This window comes from Ferruginivarius sediminum (assembly GCF_003344765.1).
In the GTDB taxonomy this organism is placed as follows: Bacteria; Pseudomonadota; Alphaproteobacteria; order Kiloniellales; family Rhodovibrionaceae; genus Ferruginivarius; species Ferruginivarius sediminum.
On record NZ_QPMH01000019.1, the window covers coordinates 22,793 to 41,315 of the forward strand.

Below are 18,523 nucleotides of genomic sequence, written 5' to 3' on the forward strand. Positions count from 1 at the left end.
GCGACTCTTGTCCCGAACGCCCCGTCCTGCGACGACGCGGCGCTCAACCAAGCTCTTACCTAAGCGGACGTACGAGCGCTGTCAAATCACCGTCATCTCAACGGGCGCTCACCGATGCGTGGCCTGTCGCTCGTGCATTCGCCGCGATGATGCTTTATCTGTGTGTCGGCACGGAAAACATGCAACTTACGCGACGTATTATTCGCATGACAGGGCGCAACGCCTGCGCTGCAGCCTGACAGGAGAACTTCGATGACGCGCAAGCGCAGCCGAACGCTGATGCACTGGGGGGTCTACGACGTCGAGACGGAGGACGGCCGCCTCGCCGGTGTGACGCCGTGGGCGGAGGACAAGGATCCGTCGCCCATCGGCCGTTCGCTGGTCGAGGCCGATCACCCTCTGCGCGTCACACAGCCGATGGTGCGCAAGGGTTGGCTTGAAGAGGGCCCGGCTTCGCGCGAGCGGCGCGGCGGCGAGCCCTTCGTTCCGGTCGACTGGGACGAAGCGCTGGACCTCGTGGCCGGCGAGCTGGAGCGGGTGCGCGGGGAACACGGCAACCAGGCGATCTTCGCCGGCTCCTACGGCTGGGCCAGTGCCGGGCGCTTCCATCACGCGCAAAGCCAAGTGCATCGATTCATGAATGCCATCGGCGGATACACCGCGTCCGTCAACACCTATTCCCATGCGGCAACCGAAGTGATCGTGCCGCATGTCTTCGGTTTTCCCTACGAGCAAGTGAAGCGCGCCTCCACCTCTCTGCCCGTCGTCGCCGAGCATACGGAGTTGTTCATCGCCTTCGGCGGCTTGGCCCTCAAGAACGCGCAGATTCAATCCGGCGGGCAGGGGCGCCACGTCGTGCGCGAATGGCTGAACGCGGCCCGGGGCAACGGCTGCCGATTCGTCAGCATCTCGCCGATCGCCGACGACACCGACCCGGCGCTGGAGGCCGAATGGTGGGCGCCCAGGCCGAACAGCGATACGGCGCTGATGCTGGCGCTGTCGCATACCCTGATCGCCGAGGGGCTGCACGACCCCGGGTTTTTAAAGCGCTGCACGGCCGGATACGAGCAATACCGCGCCTACCTGATGGGCGAGAGCGACGGTCAGGCGAAGGATGCCGACTGGGCAGCCGCGATCTGTAGTCTGAACGCCGACGACATCCGGGCACTGGCCCGCGAGATGGCGGCGAAGCGGACCATGGTGAACCTGAGCTGGTCCATGCAGCGCGCCGAGTACGGCGAGCAGACGATCTGGGCCGGCATCGCGTTGGCGGCGGTGCTGGGGCAGATCGGGCTGCCGGGTGGCGGCGTCACGCTGGGCTACAGCTCGGCCGGCGGCGTGGGGAATGGCGTCAGGCGCGTCAAGCTGCCGGCCCTGCCGCGTCTGGCCAACCCGGTCGACAGCTTCATCCCCGTGGCCCGCATCACCGATATGCTGGAGAAGCCGGGCGAGCAATTCGATTATGACGGCCAGCGGCGGACCTATCCCGACATCCGCTTGGTGTACTGGGCCGGCGGCAATCCGTTTCATCATCATCAGGACCTGAACCGCCTCGTCGCGGCCTGGAAGCGGCCGGAGACAGTCGTGGTCAACGACCCCTTCTGGTCGGGGGCCGCGCGGCACGCCGATATCGTGTTTCCGGCGACGACGCCGCTGGAACGCAACGACTTCGGCGGTTCGTCAGAGGATAGCTTTCTGATCGCCATGAAGCAGGCGATTCCGCCGATGGCCCAGGCCAGGAACGACTACGACATCTTCGCCGGGCTGGCCGAACGGCTGGGGGTGGGCGATTCCTTCACCGAGGGGCGGACGGCGGACGAATGGCTCCGCCACCTCTATGACGGCTGGCGGCGCAAGTTCAACGAGATGCCGGACTTCGACACCTTCTGGGAGCAGGGGCACATCGAGTTCATGGACGACACACCCGGCCAGTCGTACAAGGTGTTCCTCGATGCGTTCCGCACCGATCCGGACGCAAACGCGCTGCCCACGCCCACCGGCCGGATCGAGATTTCATCGCAGCGGATCGCCGGCTTCGGATACGAGGACTGCCCGCCGCACCCGTCGTGGCACGCGCCCCGCGAGTGGCTGGGCAGCCAACTGGCCGAGATCTATCCGCTGCACCTGATGTCGAACCAGCCGGCAACGCGTCTGCACAGCCAGTACGACCATGGATCGGTCAGCCTGGAGTCGAAGGTGGCGGGACGCGAGGCCGTGACGCTGCACCCAGAGGACGCGGCGGCGCGCGGCATCGGCGAGGGCGACGTGGTGCGCATCTACAACGATCGCGGCGCATGCCTGGCCGGTGCGCGCCTCAGCGACCGGGTGCGCCGGGGGGTTGTCGTGCTGCCGACCGGGGCGCAGTTCGATCCCGAGGAGCCGGGGCGTCCGGGTGCGCTGGAGAAGCACGGCAATCCCAACGTACTGACCCGCGATGCCGGGACCTCTTCGCTGGCGCAGGGCCCGAGCGCGCACAGTTGTCTTGTCGAGGTGGAGCGCTACGACGGCACGCCGCCGCCGGTCACGGCACTCCAGCCCCCGCCGATAGCGCGGCGGTGACGGCGGCGCCGTCGTTACCGGGGACGTCGTGCCTGTGCCCGGCAATGAAGCGGCCCGATGCGCGGTCGAAGTGGCGGTGCTCGACCCTCAGGCGCCGGGTGCCGCCGGCAATGTCCAGCCTGAACAGGTGGTAGTGGCCCGCCGTGCGGCCGTGCAACCCGGCCGAGGAGGCGGAGCCCACGCCCAGCACCGGGATTTCCGCGCCGCCCGGTCCCGGCAGCGTGGCGCCCAGTGGCCGGTGGGCGTGACCGTGCAGCACCAACTCCGCCCCCGCCGTCTTCAGAACCTGACGCACCGCCCCGGCGTCGCTCAGCCGGTGGCGGCTCCGCACGGCGCCCGTCTGCGGGGGATGATGGATCAGGACCACGCGGTACAGGCCCTCCTGGCCAAGTTTGGTCAGGACAGTCCGCAGGCGCGTTCGCTGTGCCGGGCCAAGCCGGCCCGTCGCCATGAACGGGGCGGTGGGCACCGCGCTGGACGCGCCCACGAAGGCCACAGCGCCGCGCCGGCGGACGAACGGGAAACCGGCCGCACCGTCGTCGCTCGCCATCCAGGAATCCCAGAGGTCCAGTCCGTGCCTTGGTGCCACCTTGACGTAAGCGTCGTGGTTGCCGGGCACCACGCTCAGCTTGTCCGGATCGCCCAGCGTCGCCAGCCATTCGGCGGCCGCGGCGAATTCGCGCGGCAGGGCGATGTTGGTGAGATCGCCGGTCACGCAGATGTGGTCCGGTGCGGCCGCTTTCAGGTCATCGCGCAAGGCGACCAGCACCTCGGCGCGATGTTGGGCCTTGCGTTTGCTGTGCCAGGACAAGTACCCAAGCAAGCGCTTACTCGCCAGCGCCCAAGGCGTCGCCGCGGGCAGGGGCGCAATATGAAGATCGGAAATGTGTGCGAAGGTGAACATGCCGGATGCCGGATTGGAGATGGACGCCGGACATTCGATGACCCCCGGCGGCGATGTCAAGCCGCCGGCCGTATATATCCTCCCGGCGCCCGATGCCCCGCGCGTCTGGGGCTTGAGCCCGGCTGAACGGCTGCGCCGTGCGCTGGCCAAACTGCCCGTGGATCGGGTGCTCTCCCAGGGCGATCCCTGGCCTGAGACAGGCACAGTCGTTCTGCTGCGTGGCGACGTGGTCTACGATGACTCGGTCCTGGACGGTGTGATCGCGCGGCCCGGAATCGCGATGGCGCGCACGGCGGCAAGCGGCGAGGAACCGCTGGGCGCGCATGTCGACGCCGCCTCGGCCCCGGCGGCGGCCGATTGGCTCGGCGGCAAGGGTGAAGTTCCGCAGGGTGTCTCCAGGGTTTCCCCCGAGACCGTCGGCCAGGCCTTTCGCGGGCGTCTGCGCAAGCGGGAGACGCCGTACTGCCTGCCTGTGGCGGGCGACGTACGGATGGTCGAGCGGCGTATGTACATGGGCGCGTACAAGGGCGTGACCGACGCGATAACCAAGTACGTCTGGCCGGTCCCGGCCATGTGGGCGACGCGGTTGTGCGTCAGGCTGGGCTTGCGGCCGAATGCCGTGACCTCGGTGGGCGCGGTGCTCATGCTGCTGGCGCTGTGGCTGTTCTGGCGCGGGGACTATGGTTGGGGCCTGCTGGCGGCGTGGATCATGACCTTCCTCGATACCGTGGACGGCAAGCTGGCGCGGGTCACGATGACGTCTTCGCCGTTGGGAAACGTCTTCGACCACGGCATCGACCTTGTCCACCCACCGTTCTGGTATCTGGCCTGGGGCATCGGCCTGTCGCAGGTCGGCCTCGGCTTGCCGGCCGGTTCGCTGACCCCGCTGATGGTCGTGATCTTCGGTGGCTATATCCTGGGGCGGCTGTGCGAAGGATACTTCAGCCGGCGTTTCGGCCTTGAGGTGCATATCTGGCGGCGGTTCGATTCCGTGTTCCGCCTGATCACAGCGCGGCGCAACCCGAACATGGTCATGCTGACGCTGGCATGGCTGCTTGGCCGGCCCGATCTGGGCCTGATTGCCGTGGCGGCCTGGACCGTATTGTCCGACGGCGTTCACCTCGTGCAGATCCTACAGGCCGAAATAGCGAAAGCGCGGGGCGTGCGAATTGCCTCGTGGCTGCGGTCGGCCACGTGACGCGTCTGGCGGTTCTCAGCAATCGCCGCAGCGGTGGTAGCCACGACCACCTGGAGCAGGTGGGCGCGGTCGCGGATGCCCACGGTCTATTGCATGTCGCAACCGGCGAGCTGGACGAACTGGAAGGCGCGCTAAAGTCTTTCGCCGCCCGGGGTGTCGAGATCCTGGCGATAAACGGCGGGGATGGGACGCTCGACGCGGCGCTGACCGCTATGCGCAATCGCCATATCTTCGAGCGGGAGCCGGCCATCGCCCTGCTGCGCGGCGGCACCACGAACATGGTGCACGACGATGTCGGCCTGTCCGGAAAGCCGGCCAATGCGCTTTCAAGGTTGATTTCCGCCTGCCAGGAGGCCGTGCCCGACCGGCTCATCCGAAGCCGACGGGCCATTGCGGTGCGTCGCGGCGATGCTGGCGAGGCGACCTACGGATTCTTTTTCGGTACGGCGGCGGTTCCCCGCGCCATCCGGATGACCCGGCAGCGCCTGCATACGCGCGGGCTGGCTGGGCCTGTGGGCGATAGCCTGTCGCTGATCTGGACGATGCTGCGGCTGGCGACGGGGCATATCGCGAACGATCCCGTACTGCATCCGGAGCCCTTGTCGTGGTCTCTTGACGGCGGCGCCTGGCACGAGGCCGAGACCGTGCTGATGGTGGCGACGACGCTGGACCGGCTGCTTCTCGGCCTGCGACCCGTGTCGCCGGACGGTGGGTTCGGCGTGGCGGGGCTGACATGGCCCTACCGCCGCCTGTGGCTGCGGCTGCCCGCCTTCGTGCGCGGGCGCGGCGCGGATCGCGGCGGCGGCCTGTGGCGGGCGCGCGGCGAGCGGCTGGCGGTGTGCTGCGGGGCGGGCTATACGCTGGACGGCGAGTTGTTCGAGGCACCGAAGGGCACGCCGATCATGCTGGATGCGGCGCCCCCGGTGCGCTTCGTACTGGCTTGAGGACGGCTGGAACCGGCACATGGCAGGCGAACGGGAAGCCCTGACCGAGTTGATCACAGCCGAGGTGGCGCGGCCCGTCGACGGCGATGCGGCCGCGCTGGTCGAGGTGATACGCGCGCGGGGCGGCGGGATTGCGGCCGTGCTGCTGTACGGCTCCGGCCTCTGGCAAGGTGCCTCGACCGACCGGGTCTGGGATTTTTACGTGCTGGTGGACGATTACCAGGATTTCGACGCACGGCGGCTGCCGGCGTGGCTTGCGCGCGTCTTGCCGCCGAACGTCTATTACATCGAGGCGCGCCGGGGCGAGCGGGTGCTGCGCTCCAAATGCGCCGTGATGCGCCTCGACCAGTTTGCGCGTGCCGCAGCCGGGCACGCCGCCACGCCCCAGATCTGGGCGCGTTTCGCACAGCCGTGCCGGCTGGTGCATGCCCGCGACGAGAGAGCGCGGGAGACCGTGGTCGCGGCTCTGGCCGACGCCGTCGTCACGTTCCACCGGCGGAGTCTTCCGCTTGTCGGTGAGGGAGAGGCGGGCTTCCGCGAGGTCTGGCGGGCGGGGCTGGCGGAAACCTATGCCCAGGAACTGCGCAGCGAGCGCGCCGGCCGGCCGGACGCGGTTATCGATGCTGCGCCGGACGCGTTCGCGGCACGGACGCGGCTTGCCGTGCCGCTGACCGGTTTCCCGGCCCAAGTCGAAGCTGACGACCGGATAAGGATGGCAATGCCGGCGCCGCAAAAGCATCTGGCGCGCGCCATGCGGCCGTGGCGGCGGCTGCGCGGCAAGGTTGTCGTGTTGCTGCGGTTGATGAAGGCGGCCTTCACCTTCGAGGGCGGCGTTGACTACGTCCTGTGGAAGATCGAGCGGCACAGCGGGGTCCGCGTCGAGCCGAACGATTTCCAGCGGCGGCATCCGCTGATCGGCGGATGGCCACTGTTGTGGGAGCTGTATCGCCGGGGCGGCTTCCGCTGAGCGGAGTCTATTCGGCCGCGCGGACCTTGGCCCCCTGATCCGCCAGCACGGCGCGTGCCGCCTCGAAGCCGTCCAGGACAGTCTGAAGTTGTTCGCGCGTATGCGCCGCGCAGACCGAGCAGCGCAGCAGGCACGTCCCCTGCGGGGTCGCGGGCGGCAGGGCCAGGTTCACGTAGACGCCGTGCTGCATCAGCGTGTGCCACACGACAAGCCCGACCTCGGCATCCGGCATCTTGACGCCGATCACTGGCGTCTTGTCCGGGCCGACGGTATAGCCAAGGTCCTTGAGGCCGTCATAAACGATGTCGGTGTTGCGCCACAGGCGCTCGCGCAGGCTGGCGTCGGTGCGGATACGTTCCAGCGTGGCGCTTGCCGAGGCCACGATCGACGGCGGCAGCGAGGCCGTGAAGAGGTACGCCCGCGCTGCCAGCCGCACGGCCTCCAGCTCCGGGTGGTTGGATACGCAGAAACCGCCGATGGTGCCGACGCTTTTCGAGAAAGTGCCGATCAGGAAATCGATCTGGTCCTCGACACCGACCTCCGCCGCCAGGCCGCGCCCGCCTTCGCCAAGCACGCCCAGCGAGTGCGCCTCGTCCAGCAGGATGTAGGCGTCGTGCGCTTTCGCCGCGGCCACCAGATCGGCCAGCGGTGCGCGGTCGCCCAGCATCGAATAGATGCCTTCCAGCACGACGAGCTTGTTCGAGCCCGCGGGCAGCCGCCGCAGGCGCCGCTCCAGGTCCGCAGCGTCGTTGTGCTTGAAGCGCAGGACCGTGGCGTCGCCAAGCTTGCAGCCGTCATAGATGCTGGCGTGGCTGTCGGAGTCGATGAGGATGGTGTCGTCCTTGCCGGCAATGGCCGACAGGAAGCCGACGTTGGCCTGATAGCCGGTGGTGAACAGGATGGCGTGCCGGCGCCCGAAGAACCCGGCAAGCTGGCGTTCCAGATCCTGGTGGCTGGCATAGCTGCCGTTGGCGACGCGCGAACCCGTCGTGCCGGTGCCGGAGGTGCGCAAGGCGGCGCAGGCAGCCTCGATGGCATCCGGATCGAACGTCAGGCCAAGGTAGTTGTTGGAGCCCAACAGAACGCAGCGCCGTCCGCCCACCTCGGCCTCGGTCGGCGAAAGAATGCGCTCGACCCGCACGCCCAGGGGGTCACCGCCTGCCGCCTCGACCATCTGTGCATGGGCTTGGCGGATGTACTGGAACTTGTCGAACAGGTCCGCCATGGGCGCGCCTAGCTCTTCACGGCCATCTGCTGAACCAGCCGGGCGAGCTGGCCGACGGTGCGGATCTCGCCCAGCTCATTCAGCGGAACGGAGATGTCGTAGTGCTCCTCCAGCGCGAAGAGCAAGTCCATGACAGCCACGGAGTCGACATTGAGGTCGGTGGTGATATCGGTGCTTTCGCTCAATTCGATATCGCTCGCGCTGACCTTGTTCAGCTCCTCGCAAACCGTATCGAGGATATCCTGGTATGTCGGAACCGTGCGCAGTTCCTCGGCCTCTGCCATGGGTCGCCCCCTCGTCCTGCTGCCCGGGGGGTTACAGCCAGCCCCGGGCTCGATACCACGTCACCGTCTCGCGCAAGCCTTCGCCCAGCGGAATCTGCGGCCGCCATCCGGTCAGCCGCCGAAAGCGGTCGTCGCGGCAGACCCAATCGCTGTGGCGTAACTCCCGAACCTTATCGGGCGTGAGGAACGGGACGCCCCCGCCGATCCTGCCCCACAGCCGTGAAACGTGCCCCACAAAGCGCAATAACGCTGGAGAAGGAGATATGTAGCGTGGCTCCACTGTCAACTCGCGCGCGGCCGCGTCGATTAAGGCGCGCCACGTGTAGCCGCGATTCTCGCTGTCCGCAAGCTCATAGACGCTTCCACTCGCGCCGGAAGCGGCCAGCCACGACAACACCGCCTCCACCAGATCGTCCACGTGGATCAGCGAAACCCTCGCCGCCTCGCCGGCCGGCAGCAGGCCGATGCCACGCTTCAGAAGCTGGAAGAAAATCAGCACCTGCCGGTCGCCCGGCCCGTAGATTGCCGGCGGGCGCAGCGCATCCCAGGCAAGGTCCGGCTGCTCCGCTACGGCGGCTTCCGCCGCCCGTTTGCTCGCGGCATAGGCAGAGATATCCGGCTGGCGCGCGGCCAGGCTGGAGATCAGCAGGAAGCGGCTGACACCGGCCGCCGCCGCCGCTTCGGCCAGCCGGCGCGTGCCCTCGGTATTGACTCGATGAAAGTCGGCTTCGCGGCGCGCCGCCACCAGGCCGCCGACATGAACGACGGCGTCCGCACCATTCGTAAGGCGGTGTAGCGCCCTCGCATCGTCCAGGCCGCCATCGACGATCTCGACGTCATCGGCGAAGGCAACCGAGCCGCGGTGGCGCAGCACGCGCACATCCCGGCCCGCGTCCAGAAGGCGGCCGACAAGGCGTGCGCCCACGAAACCCGATGCACCGGTGACGGCGACTAGCATGGCGGCCTCAGTACGATGCCTTGACGTCCTGCTCCCGGCTTTCCGCCCCGTTCGCGACGACACCCCGCCCGGCGTCCTCTTCCTCGAACGCGCCGGCAAGATAGGCCTGCTTGGCCTTCGCCCGGCTGAGCTTGCCGGATGTCGTGAAGGGCAGGCTGCGCGGCGGTATGAGGATAACGCGGCAGTCGATGCCGGCGTTGCGAAAGATGGCGGAATGCACCTCGCTGCGCAGGCGTTCACGGGTTTCCGCGCCCTGGCTACGACACTGCACCAGGATGACCGGAACCTCCTTGCCGTCGGGACCCTCGACCGAAAAGGCAGCGGTATCCCGGCTGCGCAGCTCGTCGACCTTCTGTTCGGCGTGCCATTCCAGGTCTTGCGGCCAGATGTTGCGGCCGTTGACGATGACCAGATCCTTGCGCCGGCCCGTAATAACGAGCGTGCCCCTGGTCAGATAGCCCATGTCGCCCGTGTCCAGCCACTCGCCATCCGCCATCGCGCTCTTGGTTGCCTCGGGCGCGCGGTAGTAGCCGGACATCAGGCTGGGCCCCTTGATGCAGATGCGGCCGACATGGCGTTCCGGCAGCGCATTGCCGTCGTCGTCGCGCACCTCGACCTCGTGGCCCGGCAAGGGTTGGCCGCAGGTGGCGAAGGCGCGGATCTCCCGCGCGTGGCGATGATGGCCGTTCGCGCCGCCATTGCCGTTTGAATGGCCGTTTCCGCTCGAATGGCCATTGCCGGTGTGTCCGTTGCCGTTGCGCACGCCGTTGGCCGGCTCGGCCACGCCCGTCGCGACAAGGGTTTCCTTGTCGACGCGGTCCACGGTCACACCGAGCCCGAGAGGGGCAAAGCTGAAGGCAAGCGTCGATTCGGCAAGGCCGTAACTGGGTACCAGCGCGCCCGGCTTGAAGCCGTACGGCGCGAAGGTGGTGGCGAAGTCGGCCAGGGTCTCGGCGCGCACCATTTCGCCGCCGATGCCGGCGACGCGCCAGCAGGACAGGTCCAGATCGACTTCCTTGGCACTGGCCGCGCGCCGCGCACAAAGCTCGTAGCCGAACGTCGGGCTGAACGACAGGGAGCAGCGGTTGTCGGAAATGATCTGCAGCCACTGTAAAGGCCGCCGGGCGAAACCGTCGGTCTGGATATAGTCGATTGTCACCTGGGCGGTGATTGGAATGATCATGAAGCCGATCAGGCCCATGTCGTGGTAGAAGGGCAGCCAGGATGCCGCGCGGTCGCCAGGGCGAATCTCAAGCCCGTGACGGGCGACGCTTGCCGCGTTGGCCATCAGCGCCTTCTGATCGATCAGAATGCCCAGCGGATGGCGCGTGCTGCCTGAGGAATACTGCACGTGACTCTCTTCGTCGGGCCCCAACGGCTGCAAGGCCTGCGCCGCCGGCGGCATCCCGGCCAACTCCGGCGTGCTGGCGATCAGCGTCATCTCCAGCCCGTCCGCCGCGCGTCGCAACTGGTTCAAGAGAGCCTCCGGTCCCAGGGCGACGCGGGCGCCGGAGGTTTTCATTACGCGCGAAAGCTGTTCCTCGTATCCTTGACGGCCGCCAAGGCTGGTCGGGACCGGCAGGGGAACCGCGAGCAGGCCGGCATACTGACACGCAAAGAAGCTAATGACGAAATCGGGGTGCATGTCGGCGACGATGGCCACGCGGTCGCCTCGCGAGAGCCCCAGGCCCAGGAGCCGGCGCGCCAGTTCGCGTGCGCGCTCGCGCAGCTTCGCGTATGGAACGACATGTTCCAGCCGGCCCCGCGAAGTGTAGAAGTTAATGCCGGTCTCGCCCTTGGTGGCATAGTCCAATGCCTCGGTGAGACTATTGAACTCGGCCGCGCGGAACGGCAGGTCCGTGTTCATTGAAGGTGTCGGCTCATCGGAACCGGAGCGACGCGCCCCATCGCTTCCAGTCCGGACCTCCCGTGTCGCGCCTATCATGGATTGCCGTCGATTGCTCCGCCTATTGGTCTCTAGCGGGAACGGCGCCGTTGCGGCGAACCGCTCCTTCACCGGATCGAGACAGCATCGCCACCCTCACTACGGAGTCCTCACGCGCGCCCGCGTTAGCCGCCCATTCGAGTAACAGAGTTTCGCAAAACCTTAAAGCCCCTGACGTCAGGGTGACTTGTTTGCTTGATGTCATATCGGTCCGAGCCGACCCGCGATAATGCCCTGCCTCTATTTAATGGACGAGGGCCGCGATTGCTACCTCCAGCAATCGTGATGATGACGTGGGCGAGACTCGCCGCGGACATGCGCGGGGGGATGGCGCCGTTGACGGGGAAGAACGGGCCGAAAGAGCCGTTATCCGGCCTCTGTTTCGCACAGGATCGCTTGCGCCTTCCCGGCGACGGCGACCTCCGTTTTCTGGCCGATCGGGCGGCTATCGATCGTGCTGACGGATCGCGCGCCGAGGCTTGAGGTCAGGAAAACCTCATTCGCCGCCAACAGGTCGTCCTGTTGCAGCCGGCGCTCCTCGACCGCCAGCGGCTCCATCAGCGCACGCCGGGCGATGCCCGGCAGGCAACCCTCGCCGACCGGGGGCGTCACCACGGCACCGCCGATCACGGCGAAGACGTTGGCCGTCGCGGCCTCGGCGACACGGCCTTGGGTGTTGAGCAGGAGAGCCTCGTCGGCGCCGGCCGCTTCGGCCTCGATCCGGGCCAGCACATTATCCAAATAACTTATGGACTTGATGCCGGACAGTGGCGACTGCTCGTTCCGTCGCACTCTTTGACTGACAAGCAGGCGAATGGGATGCATCGGCGGCAGACCCTCGCTTGCCGTCGCAAGGACGTTCGGGCGCGTCTCGGCAGGAAGCCGCAGGCCTCGCGCGCCCGGACCGCGGGTCACGGTCAGGCGGACAACACCGGCATCCAGCGCATTCCCCTGGACCGCCGCTGTCACCGCCGCTTCCAGGTCCTCGTGGCCGGGCCGGGCCGGAAACGCGAGGACGCTAAGCGCATGCGCCAACCGCTCCAGGTGCCAGTCCAGACGCATCGCCTGGCCGCCGCGCACGGCGATGGTCTCGAAGGCGCCGTCGCCCAGCGTCAGGCCCCGGTCGTCCGGTGTGATGGCGGCCGTGCCCTCTTCGTGCAAACTGCCGTTAAGGTAGTAGCGCATCGCTTGCTTCGGTTTCCGGCACCCCGACGAATGCCGCCGCCTTCACCTCGGTTTCGCGCCATTCGTCTTCCGGGTCGGAGTCGGCGACGATGCCGCCGCCCACGCCATAGCGCACATGCGCGCGGTCAACCGCCATGGTGCGGATCAGGATGCTGGAGTCCATGCTGCCGTCGAAGCCCAGCCAGCATAGGGACCCGCAATAGGGGCCGCGGCGCCGACCCTCCAGCTCGTGGATGATCTCCATCGCCCGGATCTTCGGCGCGCCGGTGATGGAGCCGCCGGGGAAGGCGGCGCCCACGAGGTCGACGCTGCCACGGCCTTCGCCAAGGCGTCCGGTCACGACGGAGACGAGGTGGTGCACCGCGCCGAAACTCTCCAGTCCGCAAAGCTGCGGCACGGCGATGGAGCCGATGCGGCAGACCCGGCCAAGGTCGTTGCGCAGCAGATCGACGATCATCAGGTTCTCGGCCCGGTCCTTGCCGGACTGCGTCAGCTCGGCCGCCAGGCGGGCATCGGAAACGGCATCGCGCCCGCGCGCACGCGTTCCCTTGATGGGGCGGGTTTCCACCGTGCCCTCGGCGCCGACCTGCACGAAGCGTTCAGGCGAGAACGAACAAACCGCCATGTCGTCGTCCAGGGCGAAGAAGGCCGAGAATGGCGCCTGCGTGCGCCGGCGCATGTCGCTGTAAAGCTCGAAGGCGTCCAGTCCGCGCGGGCGGGGGGCCACAAGCTCGCGCGACAGGTTGACCTGGAACGCGTCGCCGGCATGGATGTAGTCGATCGTCCGCTGCACCTTGGAGAGATAGGCCGTGCGTGGCGTGTCGCTCCGCCAGTCGAGCTGAAGGGCGGATGTGCCGGCCGACCTCGGCGTACCGCTTCCGAGCTGTACGCGGACGGCTTCCAGCCGCTCTCGGGCGCGGGCGCTCCGCCGGGCGGGATCACTTTCGGGATAACCCGTCGAAACGATCCAGGCGCGGTCGGCCACGTGATCGATGGCAACCACGACGTCGTAGATGCCAAGGGCCACGAGAGGGTGCGGGGCACCCTCCATGTGCGGCGTGGGAAGGCACTCCAGCCAGCCGCCGAACTCGTAGCTCAGCAGCCCGGCGGCGCCGCCCTGGAACGGCGGCAGGTCGGGGCGCCGCAACTGCGGCCAGCCAGCCAGTCGGCGTGACAGCCACTCCAGCGGCGCCGGCGGCATCCCGTCGCCCGGTTCGCGCACCGCCTCGGCCGGAACGGCCAGCCGCTCCACCGGGTCCAGGCACAGATAGGAGTAGCGGCCGCGCGGATCGTCCGGCGCCGCGCTGTCGAACAGCAGCGTCCAGGGGCTGAGACTGCCCGTGGCGCCGCCGGCCAGCGCAATGGCGTCGCGGCAGGCAATCTCCTCGGCCAGCGGAACGTTGGGTTGCATGCCCTCCTCGCGAATTTCGCCGCTTCGGGGCGGCGGGTTGCCGGACATTCGCCCTCCCGACCGGCTTTGTCCAGCGGTGGCGCGCTCTCGCCTTTGCCCTGGGCAACATCGTGCCATCGAACGCCACATTATGGTTTGTCGTTCATGTCGGGGACAGCACATGGGCGGCGTCGAAAACCTTCCGCAGCGACGTGAAGACGCATTGAGCCCAGGCGATAAAGCTTGCCATGCCGGCGGCGAACGCCCATGTTCCTGGCCAGCGATTAGCTTTGGGCGGACCTGGGCTCCGGGATCGGGGGCCTTTGGACTTTCGCCCTGAAGCCCGTTGGGTGGCTCGTATCGGCGCCGCAAATGGCGTATCGCGGTAGACGCTTCCTTCCGTGACGGGTCCGTTGGACCCGGTGCCTGACAGCACTGAACGATACCGTTCGGCCGGCTCAAGTCCGGCCGCAAGTCTTTCCGCCCGGCAATCGATTCGATCCGCGTAAGCGACCGTCGGCGGTTGCCGCCTCCGGCCTCTTGCGAACTGACTGGGGCGCATGAGCCGTGGATGCGGCGAATGCCACGCAATCACGCTGAATGGAAAGGAACCGCATGGCCAAGGAAGATCTGATCGAAATGGACGGCGTGGTCGACGAGGTGCTCGCCGACGCGCACTATCGCGTGACTCTGGACAACGGCCACGGCGTCACCGCCTATGCGGCCGGCAAGATGAAGAAGTTCCGCATTCGTATCGTCGCGGGCGACCGTGTCACCGTCGAGATGACGCCATACGACCTCACCAAGGGTCGGATCAACTATCGCCACAAGGACGAACGCAGTGGCCCCGGCGGCGGCCATCGGCGCCGGCCTCCCACGCGCCGCCGGTAACGACGCGCGCATCGGGGGTGGCCAGGCACTAATCCTCGCCGCGCGAATCCCCGTCGCCGGGGGGATCGCCGCCGGACGGAGGCTCGCCGTCGTAGCCATTGCTTTCCGGGGTCTTGCCGCCCAGCGCTTCGGCAATCGCCTCGACACCCTCGGCAGCGGCGCGGTTTTCCGCCTGGATACGCTCGTGAATCTCGCGCCGGAGCACGCTTGCGTCCGACGGGAAGGTGAAGCCGAGCTTGATCGACTTGCCGCGGATATCGACGACGGTCACTTCGATATCGTCGTTGATAACGACCGACTCGCCGATTTTGCGGGTCAGGTAAAGCATCGCCGGTCTATCCCCCCTCGAAGCCCGCTCCCGGCCAGCGGGCGGCAGCTTGAAAGCCGCCGGACTTCATCGGTGTGTCGCTGTAATGTATCCGCCTTTACCAGTTCTTAACAAGGCGCGCCGCACCTTCGTTATCGAAGACTTGGCTTCGTCGGATCCGACCAGACGACCGCGGGGCGTGATGGCATTCGCAAAGATTTCGGTATTCGAGGCGCTTTCCCGGCGCATGGGATGGCTGTCGCAGCGCCAGACGGTGCTGGCCGACAACATCGCCAACGCCGATACGCCCGGCTATGCGCCTCAGGATTTGAAGGAGGCCTCGTTCCAGGGCGCGCTGCGCCGTGCACTGAAACCGATGGCGCCGACGGTGACGCACGAGCGGCACGTCGACGCCTCGATCCCGCCCCGGCGCGAGCCGGAGGCGGAGGAGTCGAAGGGGCGATACGAGACGGCGCCCTCCGGCAATGCGGTCGTGCTGGAAGAGCAGATGGTCAAGGTTGCGGACACGCAGATGCGCTATCAGACGATGACCAATCTGTACCGCAAGCACCTGCAGATGTTTAAGACCGCGGTGGGCCGCGGCAGCTAGGGGTATTGAGCGGAGCACGGCGCGATGGACCTGTCGAAGACGCTGCATATTGCCGCCGCCGGCATGAAGTCGCAGGGCACGCGCCTGCGTGTCCTTGCCGAGAACATGGCCAACGCCGATTCGATTGCCCAGACCCCGGACGAGGACCCTTACAGGCGCAAGACGGTCACCTTCGAGAACGTCATGAACGACGAACTTGGCGTGAACCAGGTGCGCATCAAGGACGTGGCGCAGGACCGCTCGCCGTTCGGCCGGGAATACCGCCCGGGTCACCCGGCGGCGGACCAGGACGGCTACGTCCGTACCCCAAACGTGAACAGCCTGATCGAGATGGCCGACATGCGCGAAGCACAGCGCAGCTACGAGGCCAATCTCAAAGTCATCGAAGCCTCGCGCTCCATGCTGCAGGGAACCATCTCCATCCTGCAGTAGGCGGCGCGCAAGTATCCGCCGGCCGAAGGTGAACGGCCGGCGTGTCGGGATAGGCCAGGACGGTCGCGGCGGCGGAAGCCGCCGTTTGCAACGGGAGAGACTGTCGAATGACGGTGTCGTATTCCGAGGCTCTAGCCGCGTACAACCGCGTCGCCCAGCAGGCGCGGCCGGCCGATTCCCAGTCTTCCGGCGAGAGTGAGGCGACCGGCGGGCAGGACTTCGCCAAAGTGCTGCGAGAGTCCGCCGGGGATGCCATCGGCACGCTTCGCACGGCCGAGACGCAGTCGCTGGCGGCGGCGGCGGGCAAGGCCGACATCAATGACGTCGTAATGGCCATGTCGCAGGCGGAGATGACGTTGCAGACCGTCGTCACGCTGCGCGACCGCGCGGTACAGGCCTACCAGGACATCCTGCGCATGCCGATCTAGGCGTGATGAACGCCGGCAAGGCACGGCGGGCGCGGCAGGCGAAGGCCGGAAATCAACCATGAACGAGACGGAAATCATCGAGGTCGGCCGCGACGCCGTCTTCGTGATGCTGAAGGTCGGGGGCCCGATCATGCTGGCGGGGCTGCTGGTGGGCCTGATCATCGCGTTGATACAGGCGCTGACGCAGATGCAGGAAATGACGCTGTCGTTCGTGCCCAAGATCTTCGCGATCATGGTCGCGATCGCGGTGATGGCGCCGTACATGGTGAACACGCTGACCGCCTTTGCCGAGGAGCTGGCTGACAAGATCATCGGCCTGGGATAGGCGGCCATGCTGCAGGAGGTCTTGCCCGCCAGCCTGTTCGCCGTGCTTCTGGTGTTCGTGCGGGTTGGCGCGGCAATGATGCAGATGCCGGGAATCGGCGACCCTTACGTCTCCCCCCGGGCCCGGTTGCTGTTCGCCTTGCTGCTGGCGCTGGCGGTGACGCCCGTGCTGTCGCCGGTGCTTCCGGGCCAGCCCGAGTCCGTGGCCGTGCTGTTCGTGCTGCTGGCCGGCGAGCTGTTCATCGGCTTTTTCCTGGGCGCCCTCGCCAAGGTGATGATGTCGGCGCTGGTCGTGGCCGGCATGGTGATGGCCTATATGTCGGCGCTGGCGAATGCGCTTGTGAACGATCCGGCCGCGCAGCAGCAGGGCTCCATCGCCGGGTCGTTTCTCAACGTCACCGCGCTTGTGCTGATCTTCGCGTTGAACTTGCATCACCTGCTGATCGGGGCGGTGGTCGACAGCTATGCGATCTTTCCGCCGGGCGACCTGCCGCCCGTGGGCGACTTCTCGCAACTCATGACGGATACCGTGGCGCGGGCCTTCCTGGTGGGCATCCAGCTTGGCGCGCCGTTCATGGTAGTGGGCTTGGTCCTCTACCTCGGCATGGGGCTGCTTGGTCGCCTGATGCCGCAGGTGCAGATTTTCTTCGTCGGCATGCCGCTGCAGATCGCGCTCGGTATATCGCTGCTGATGGTTTCGCTGCCGGTCGCGATGGCGTGGTTCATGGGCGCCTTCGAGGACACCTTCATCCCCTTCACGTCGGGGTGAGAACGGGAGGCGGGCATGGCCGAGGAACAGGACGACAGCCAAAAAACAGAAGAACCGACAGAACGAAAACTACAGCAGGCCCGCGAGAAAGGTCAGATCGCGAAGTCGCAGGAGGTCAACCACTGGTTCATCATCCTGGCTTTCGGTCTGATGCTCGCGATCTTCGCGCCCTACACCGCCCAGGGCATTGCCGACGCGCTGTACCCGTTCATCGCCAAGGCGCATAGCCTGCCGGCGACGGGCGGCGGCCTGGGCGACCTGCTGATCGAGACTTTTCTTGGCATCGCCGCCGCCCTTGCGCTGCCGATCCTGGTCACCATCCTTGCCGCGCTGGCGGCGGGCTTCCTGCAGACCGGCTTCCTTGTGACGGCCGAACAGCTCAAGCCGAAGCTGGAGAAAATCTCGCTAATCAAGGGCGCCAAGCGCCTGTTCTCCTTGCGCTCCATCATGGAGTTCGCCAAGGGAATCCTGAAGCTCACCATCGTCGCCACGGTGATCTTCCTGCTGGTCTGGCCCGAGCGTGACCGAATTCCCCGGATGACCGAACTTGGCGTCGTCGAGTTGCTGGAGACGTTGCGCTGGCTGGGTCTGAAGGTGATCGTGGCGGTGCTCTCGGTGATGACGGTGGTCGCCACCCTCGACTTCGCCTTCCAGAAATACCAGCACCACAAGCAGATGCGGATGTCGCGCCAGGAGGTGAAGGACGAGTACAAGCAGACCGAGGGCGACCCGCAGGTGAAGCAGCGGCTGCGCCAGCTTCGCATGGAAAAGTCGCGCAAGCGGATGATGTCGGCGGTGCCCGAGGCCGATGTGGTGGTCGCCAATCCGACGCACTACGCTCTCGCCCTGACATACAGGCATGGCGAGATGGCGGCGCCGAAGGTGGTGGCGAAGGGCACCGACCTCGTGGCCCAACGGATTCGCGAAATCGCCGAGGAGAACGACGTCCCCGTCGTCGAGAACCCGCCGCTGGCCCGCGCGCTCCACGCGTCGGTGGAGATCGACCAGGAGATCCCGCCCGAGCACTTCAAGGCGGTCGCGGAGATCATCGGCTATGTCATGCGCCTGAAGGGCAAGATGCCCGGCGGCGCGGCTCGGCCCTGAACGTCGGCAGGCATGGCGGGAGACAGGCCTGTCCACGAAGTGGTAAAAGCGACCGTTATGAGGTGGTGCCGTTCCACATTCGATTTTGTTGCGGCGGCC

Annotated in this window: 19 protein-coding genes; 11 read left to right on the forward strand and 8 right to left on the reverse strand. The window is 67.0% G+C overall.

What is annotated here, in order from left to right:
* The first annotated feature begins 252 nt into the window (after window positions 1-252).
* Window positions 253-2,559 (forward strand): molybdopterin-dependent oxidoreductase, encoded by a 2,307-nt coding sequence (locus DRB17_RS15955; RefSeq protein WP_114583225.1) that lies wholly within the window; start codon window positions 253-255, stop codon window positions 2,557-2,559.
* Here the strand turns inward: DRB17_RS15955 and DRB17_RS15960 are convergent.
* On the reverse strand, window positions 2,522-3,463 hold the full coding sequence (locus DRB17_RS15960; protein WP_114583226.1) for a metallophosphoesterase family protein: 942 nt from the start codon (window positions 3,461-3,463) through the stop codon (window positions 2,522-2,524). The genes DRB17_RS15955 and DRB17_RS15960 overlap by 38 nt on opposite strands.
* Here DRB17_RS15960 and DRB17_RS15965 point away from each other — a divergent pair.
* Genes DRB17_RS15965 through DRB17_RS15975 form a run of 3 tightly spaced genes read left to right on the forward strand, consistent with a single transcriptional unit; the run spans window position 3,444 to window position 6,572 of the window.
* Window positions 3,444-4,661, forward strand: coding sequence for a CDP-alcohol phosphatidyltransferase family protein (locus tag DRB17_RS15965; RefSeq protein ID WP_241503868.1), 1,218 nt, complete (start codon window positions 3,444-3,446; stop codon window positions 4,659-4,661). The genes DRB17_RS15960 and DRB17_RS15965 overlap by 20 nt on opposite strands.
* Window positions 4,640-5,605 carry a diacylglycerol/lipid kinase family protein gene (locus DRB17_RS15970; RefSeq protein ID WP_161958857.1) on the forward strand — a complete coding sequence of 322 codons (966 nt, stop codon included), beginning with the start codon at window positions 4,640-4,642 and terminating at the stop codon, window positions 5,603-5,605. Before DRB17_RS15965 ends, DRB17_RS15970 begins: the two co-directional genes overlap by 22 nt.
* Window positions 5,606-5,624: 19 nt before the next feature.
* The gene (locus DRB17_RS15975) at window positions 5,625-6,572 is read left to right on the forward strand and encodes a hypothetical protein (RefSeq protein WP_114583228.1); all 948 of its coding nucleotides are present in this window, start codon (window positions 5,625-5,627) and stop codon (window positions 6,570-6,572) included.
* Between the two features lie 7 nt (window positions 6,573-6,579).
* On the opposite strand, the gene spt is transcribed toward DRB17_RS15975, so the two are convergent.
* The 6 genes from spt to pabB all read right to left on the reverse strand — a co-directional run bounded on the left by spt (window position 6,580) and on the right by pabB (window position 13,580).
* Window positions 6,580-7,797 (reverse strand): serine palmitoyltransferase, encoded by a 1,218-nt coding sequence (gene spt, locus DRB17_RS15980; RefSeq protein WP_114583229.1) that lies wholly within the window; start codon window positions 7,795-7,797, stop codon window positions 6,580-6,582.
* Between the two features lie 8 nt (window positions 7,798-7,805).
* Window positions 7,806-8,081, reverse strand: a complete 276-nt coding sequence (locus tag DRB17_RS15985; protein WP_114583230.1) for an acyl carrier protein — start codon at window positions 8,079-8,081, stop codon at window positions 7,806-7,808.
* A gap of 31 nt (window positions 8,082-8,112) precedes the next feature.
* Window positions 8,113-9,039, reverse strand: coding sequence for an NAD-dependent epimerase/dehydratase family protein (locus DRB17_RS15990; RefSeq protein ID WP_114583231.1), 927 nt, complete (start codon window positions 9,037-9,039; stop codon window positions 8,113-8,115).
* 7 nt (window positions 9,040-9,046) lie between these two features.
* The gene (locus DRB17_RS15995) at window positions 9,047-10,906 is read right to left on the reverse strand and encodes an AMP-binding protein (RefSeq protein ID WP_241503869.1); all 1,860 of its coding nucleotides are present in this window, start codon (window positions 10,904-10,906) and stop codon (window positions 9,047-9,049) included.
* Between the two features lie 444 nt (window positions 10,907-11,350).
* Window positions 11,351-12,169, reverse strand: a complete 819-nt coding sequence (locus DRB17_RS16000) for an aminotransferase class IV (protein WP_114583233.1) — start codon at window positions 12,167-12,169, stop codon at window positions 11,351-11,353.
* Window positions 12,153-13,580, reverse strand: a complete 1,428-nt coding sequence (gene pabB, locus DRB17_RS16005) for an aminodeoxychorismate synthase component I (RefSeq protein WP_161958858.1) — start codon at window positions 13,578-13,580, stop codon at window positions 12,153-12,155. Before pabB ends, DRB17_RS16000 begins: the two co-directional genes overlap by 17 nt.
* A gap of 594 nt (window positions 13,581-14,174) precedes the next feature.
* Here pabB and infA point away from each other — a divergent pair.
* The gene (gene infA / locus DRB17_RS16010) at window positions 14,175-14,450 is read left to right on the forward strand and encodes a translation initiation factor IF-1 (RefSeq protein ID WP_114583235.1); all 276 of its coding nucleotides are present in this window, start codon (window positions 14,175-14,177) and stop codon (window positions 14,448-14,450) included.
* A 28-nt stretch (window positions 14,451-14,478) separates the two neighbouring features.
* Here the strand turns inward: infA and csrA are convergent, their stop codons facing one another.
* A complete protein-coding gene (gene csrA / locus DRB17_RS16015) occupies window positions 14,479-14,778 on the reverse strand; it encodes a carbon storage regulator CsrA (RefSeq protein ID WP_114583236.1) in 300 nt (99 codons plus the stop codon).
* A gap of 181 nt (window positions 14,779-14,959) precedes the next feature.
* On the opposite strand from csrA, the gene flgB reads away from it, so the two are divergent.
* The 6 genes from flgB to flhB all read left to right on the forward strand — a co-directional run bounded on the left by flgB (window position 14,960) and on the right by flhB (window position 18,424).
* A complete protein-coding gene (gene flgB / locus DRB17_RS16020; RefSeq protein WP_161958859.1) occupies window positions 14,960-15,367 on the forward strand; it encodes a flagellar basal body rod protein FlgB in 408 nt (135 codons plus the stop codon).
* Window positions 15,368-15,391: 24 nt separating this feature from the next.
* Window positions 15,392-15,799, forward strand: a complete 408-nt coding sequence (gene flgC, locus DRB17_RS16025) for a flagellar basal body rod protein FlgC (RefSeq protein ID WP_114583238.1) — start codon at window positions 15,392-15,394, stop codon at window positions 15,797-15,799.
* Between the two features lie 107 nt (window positions 15,800-15,906).
* A complete protein-coding gene (gene fliE, locus DRB17_RS16030; protein WP_114583239.1) occupies window positions 15,907-16,227 on the forward strand; it encodes a flagellar hook-basal body complex protein FliE in 321 nt (106 codons plus the stop codon).
* 58 nt (window positions 16,228-16,285) lie between these two features.
* Window positions 16,286-16,552 carry a flagellar biosynthesis protein FliQ gene (gene fliQ / locus DRB17_RS16035; protein ID WP_114583240.1) on the forward strand — a complete coding sequence of 89 codons (267 nt, stop codon included), beginning with the start codon at window positions 16,286-16,288 and terminating at the stop codon, window positions 16,550-16,552.
* A 6-nt stretch (window positions 16,553-16,558) separates the two neighbouring features.
* Window positions 16,559-17,320: a flagellar biosynthetic protein FliR gene (gene fliR / locus DRB17_RS16040; protein ID WP_114583241.1), complete on the forward strand. Its 762-nt coding sequence runs from the start codon at window positions 16,559-16,561 to the stop codon at window positions 17,318-17,320.
* Window positions 17,321-17,335: 15 nt separating this feature from the next.
* Window positions 17,336-18,424, forward strand: coding sequence for a flagellar biosynthesis protein FlhB (gene flhB, locus DRB17_RS16045; protein WP_114583242.1), 1,089 nt, complete (start codon window positions 17,336-17,338; stop codon window positions 18,422-18,424).
* The last annotated feature ends 99 nt before the right edge of the window (window positions 18,425-18,523 follow it).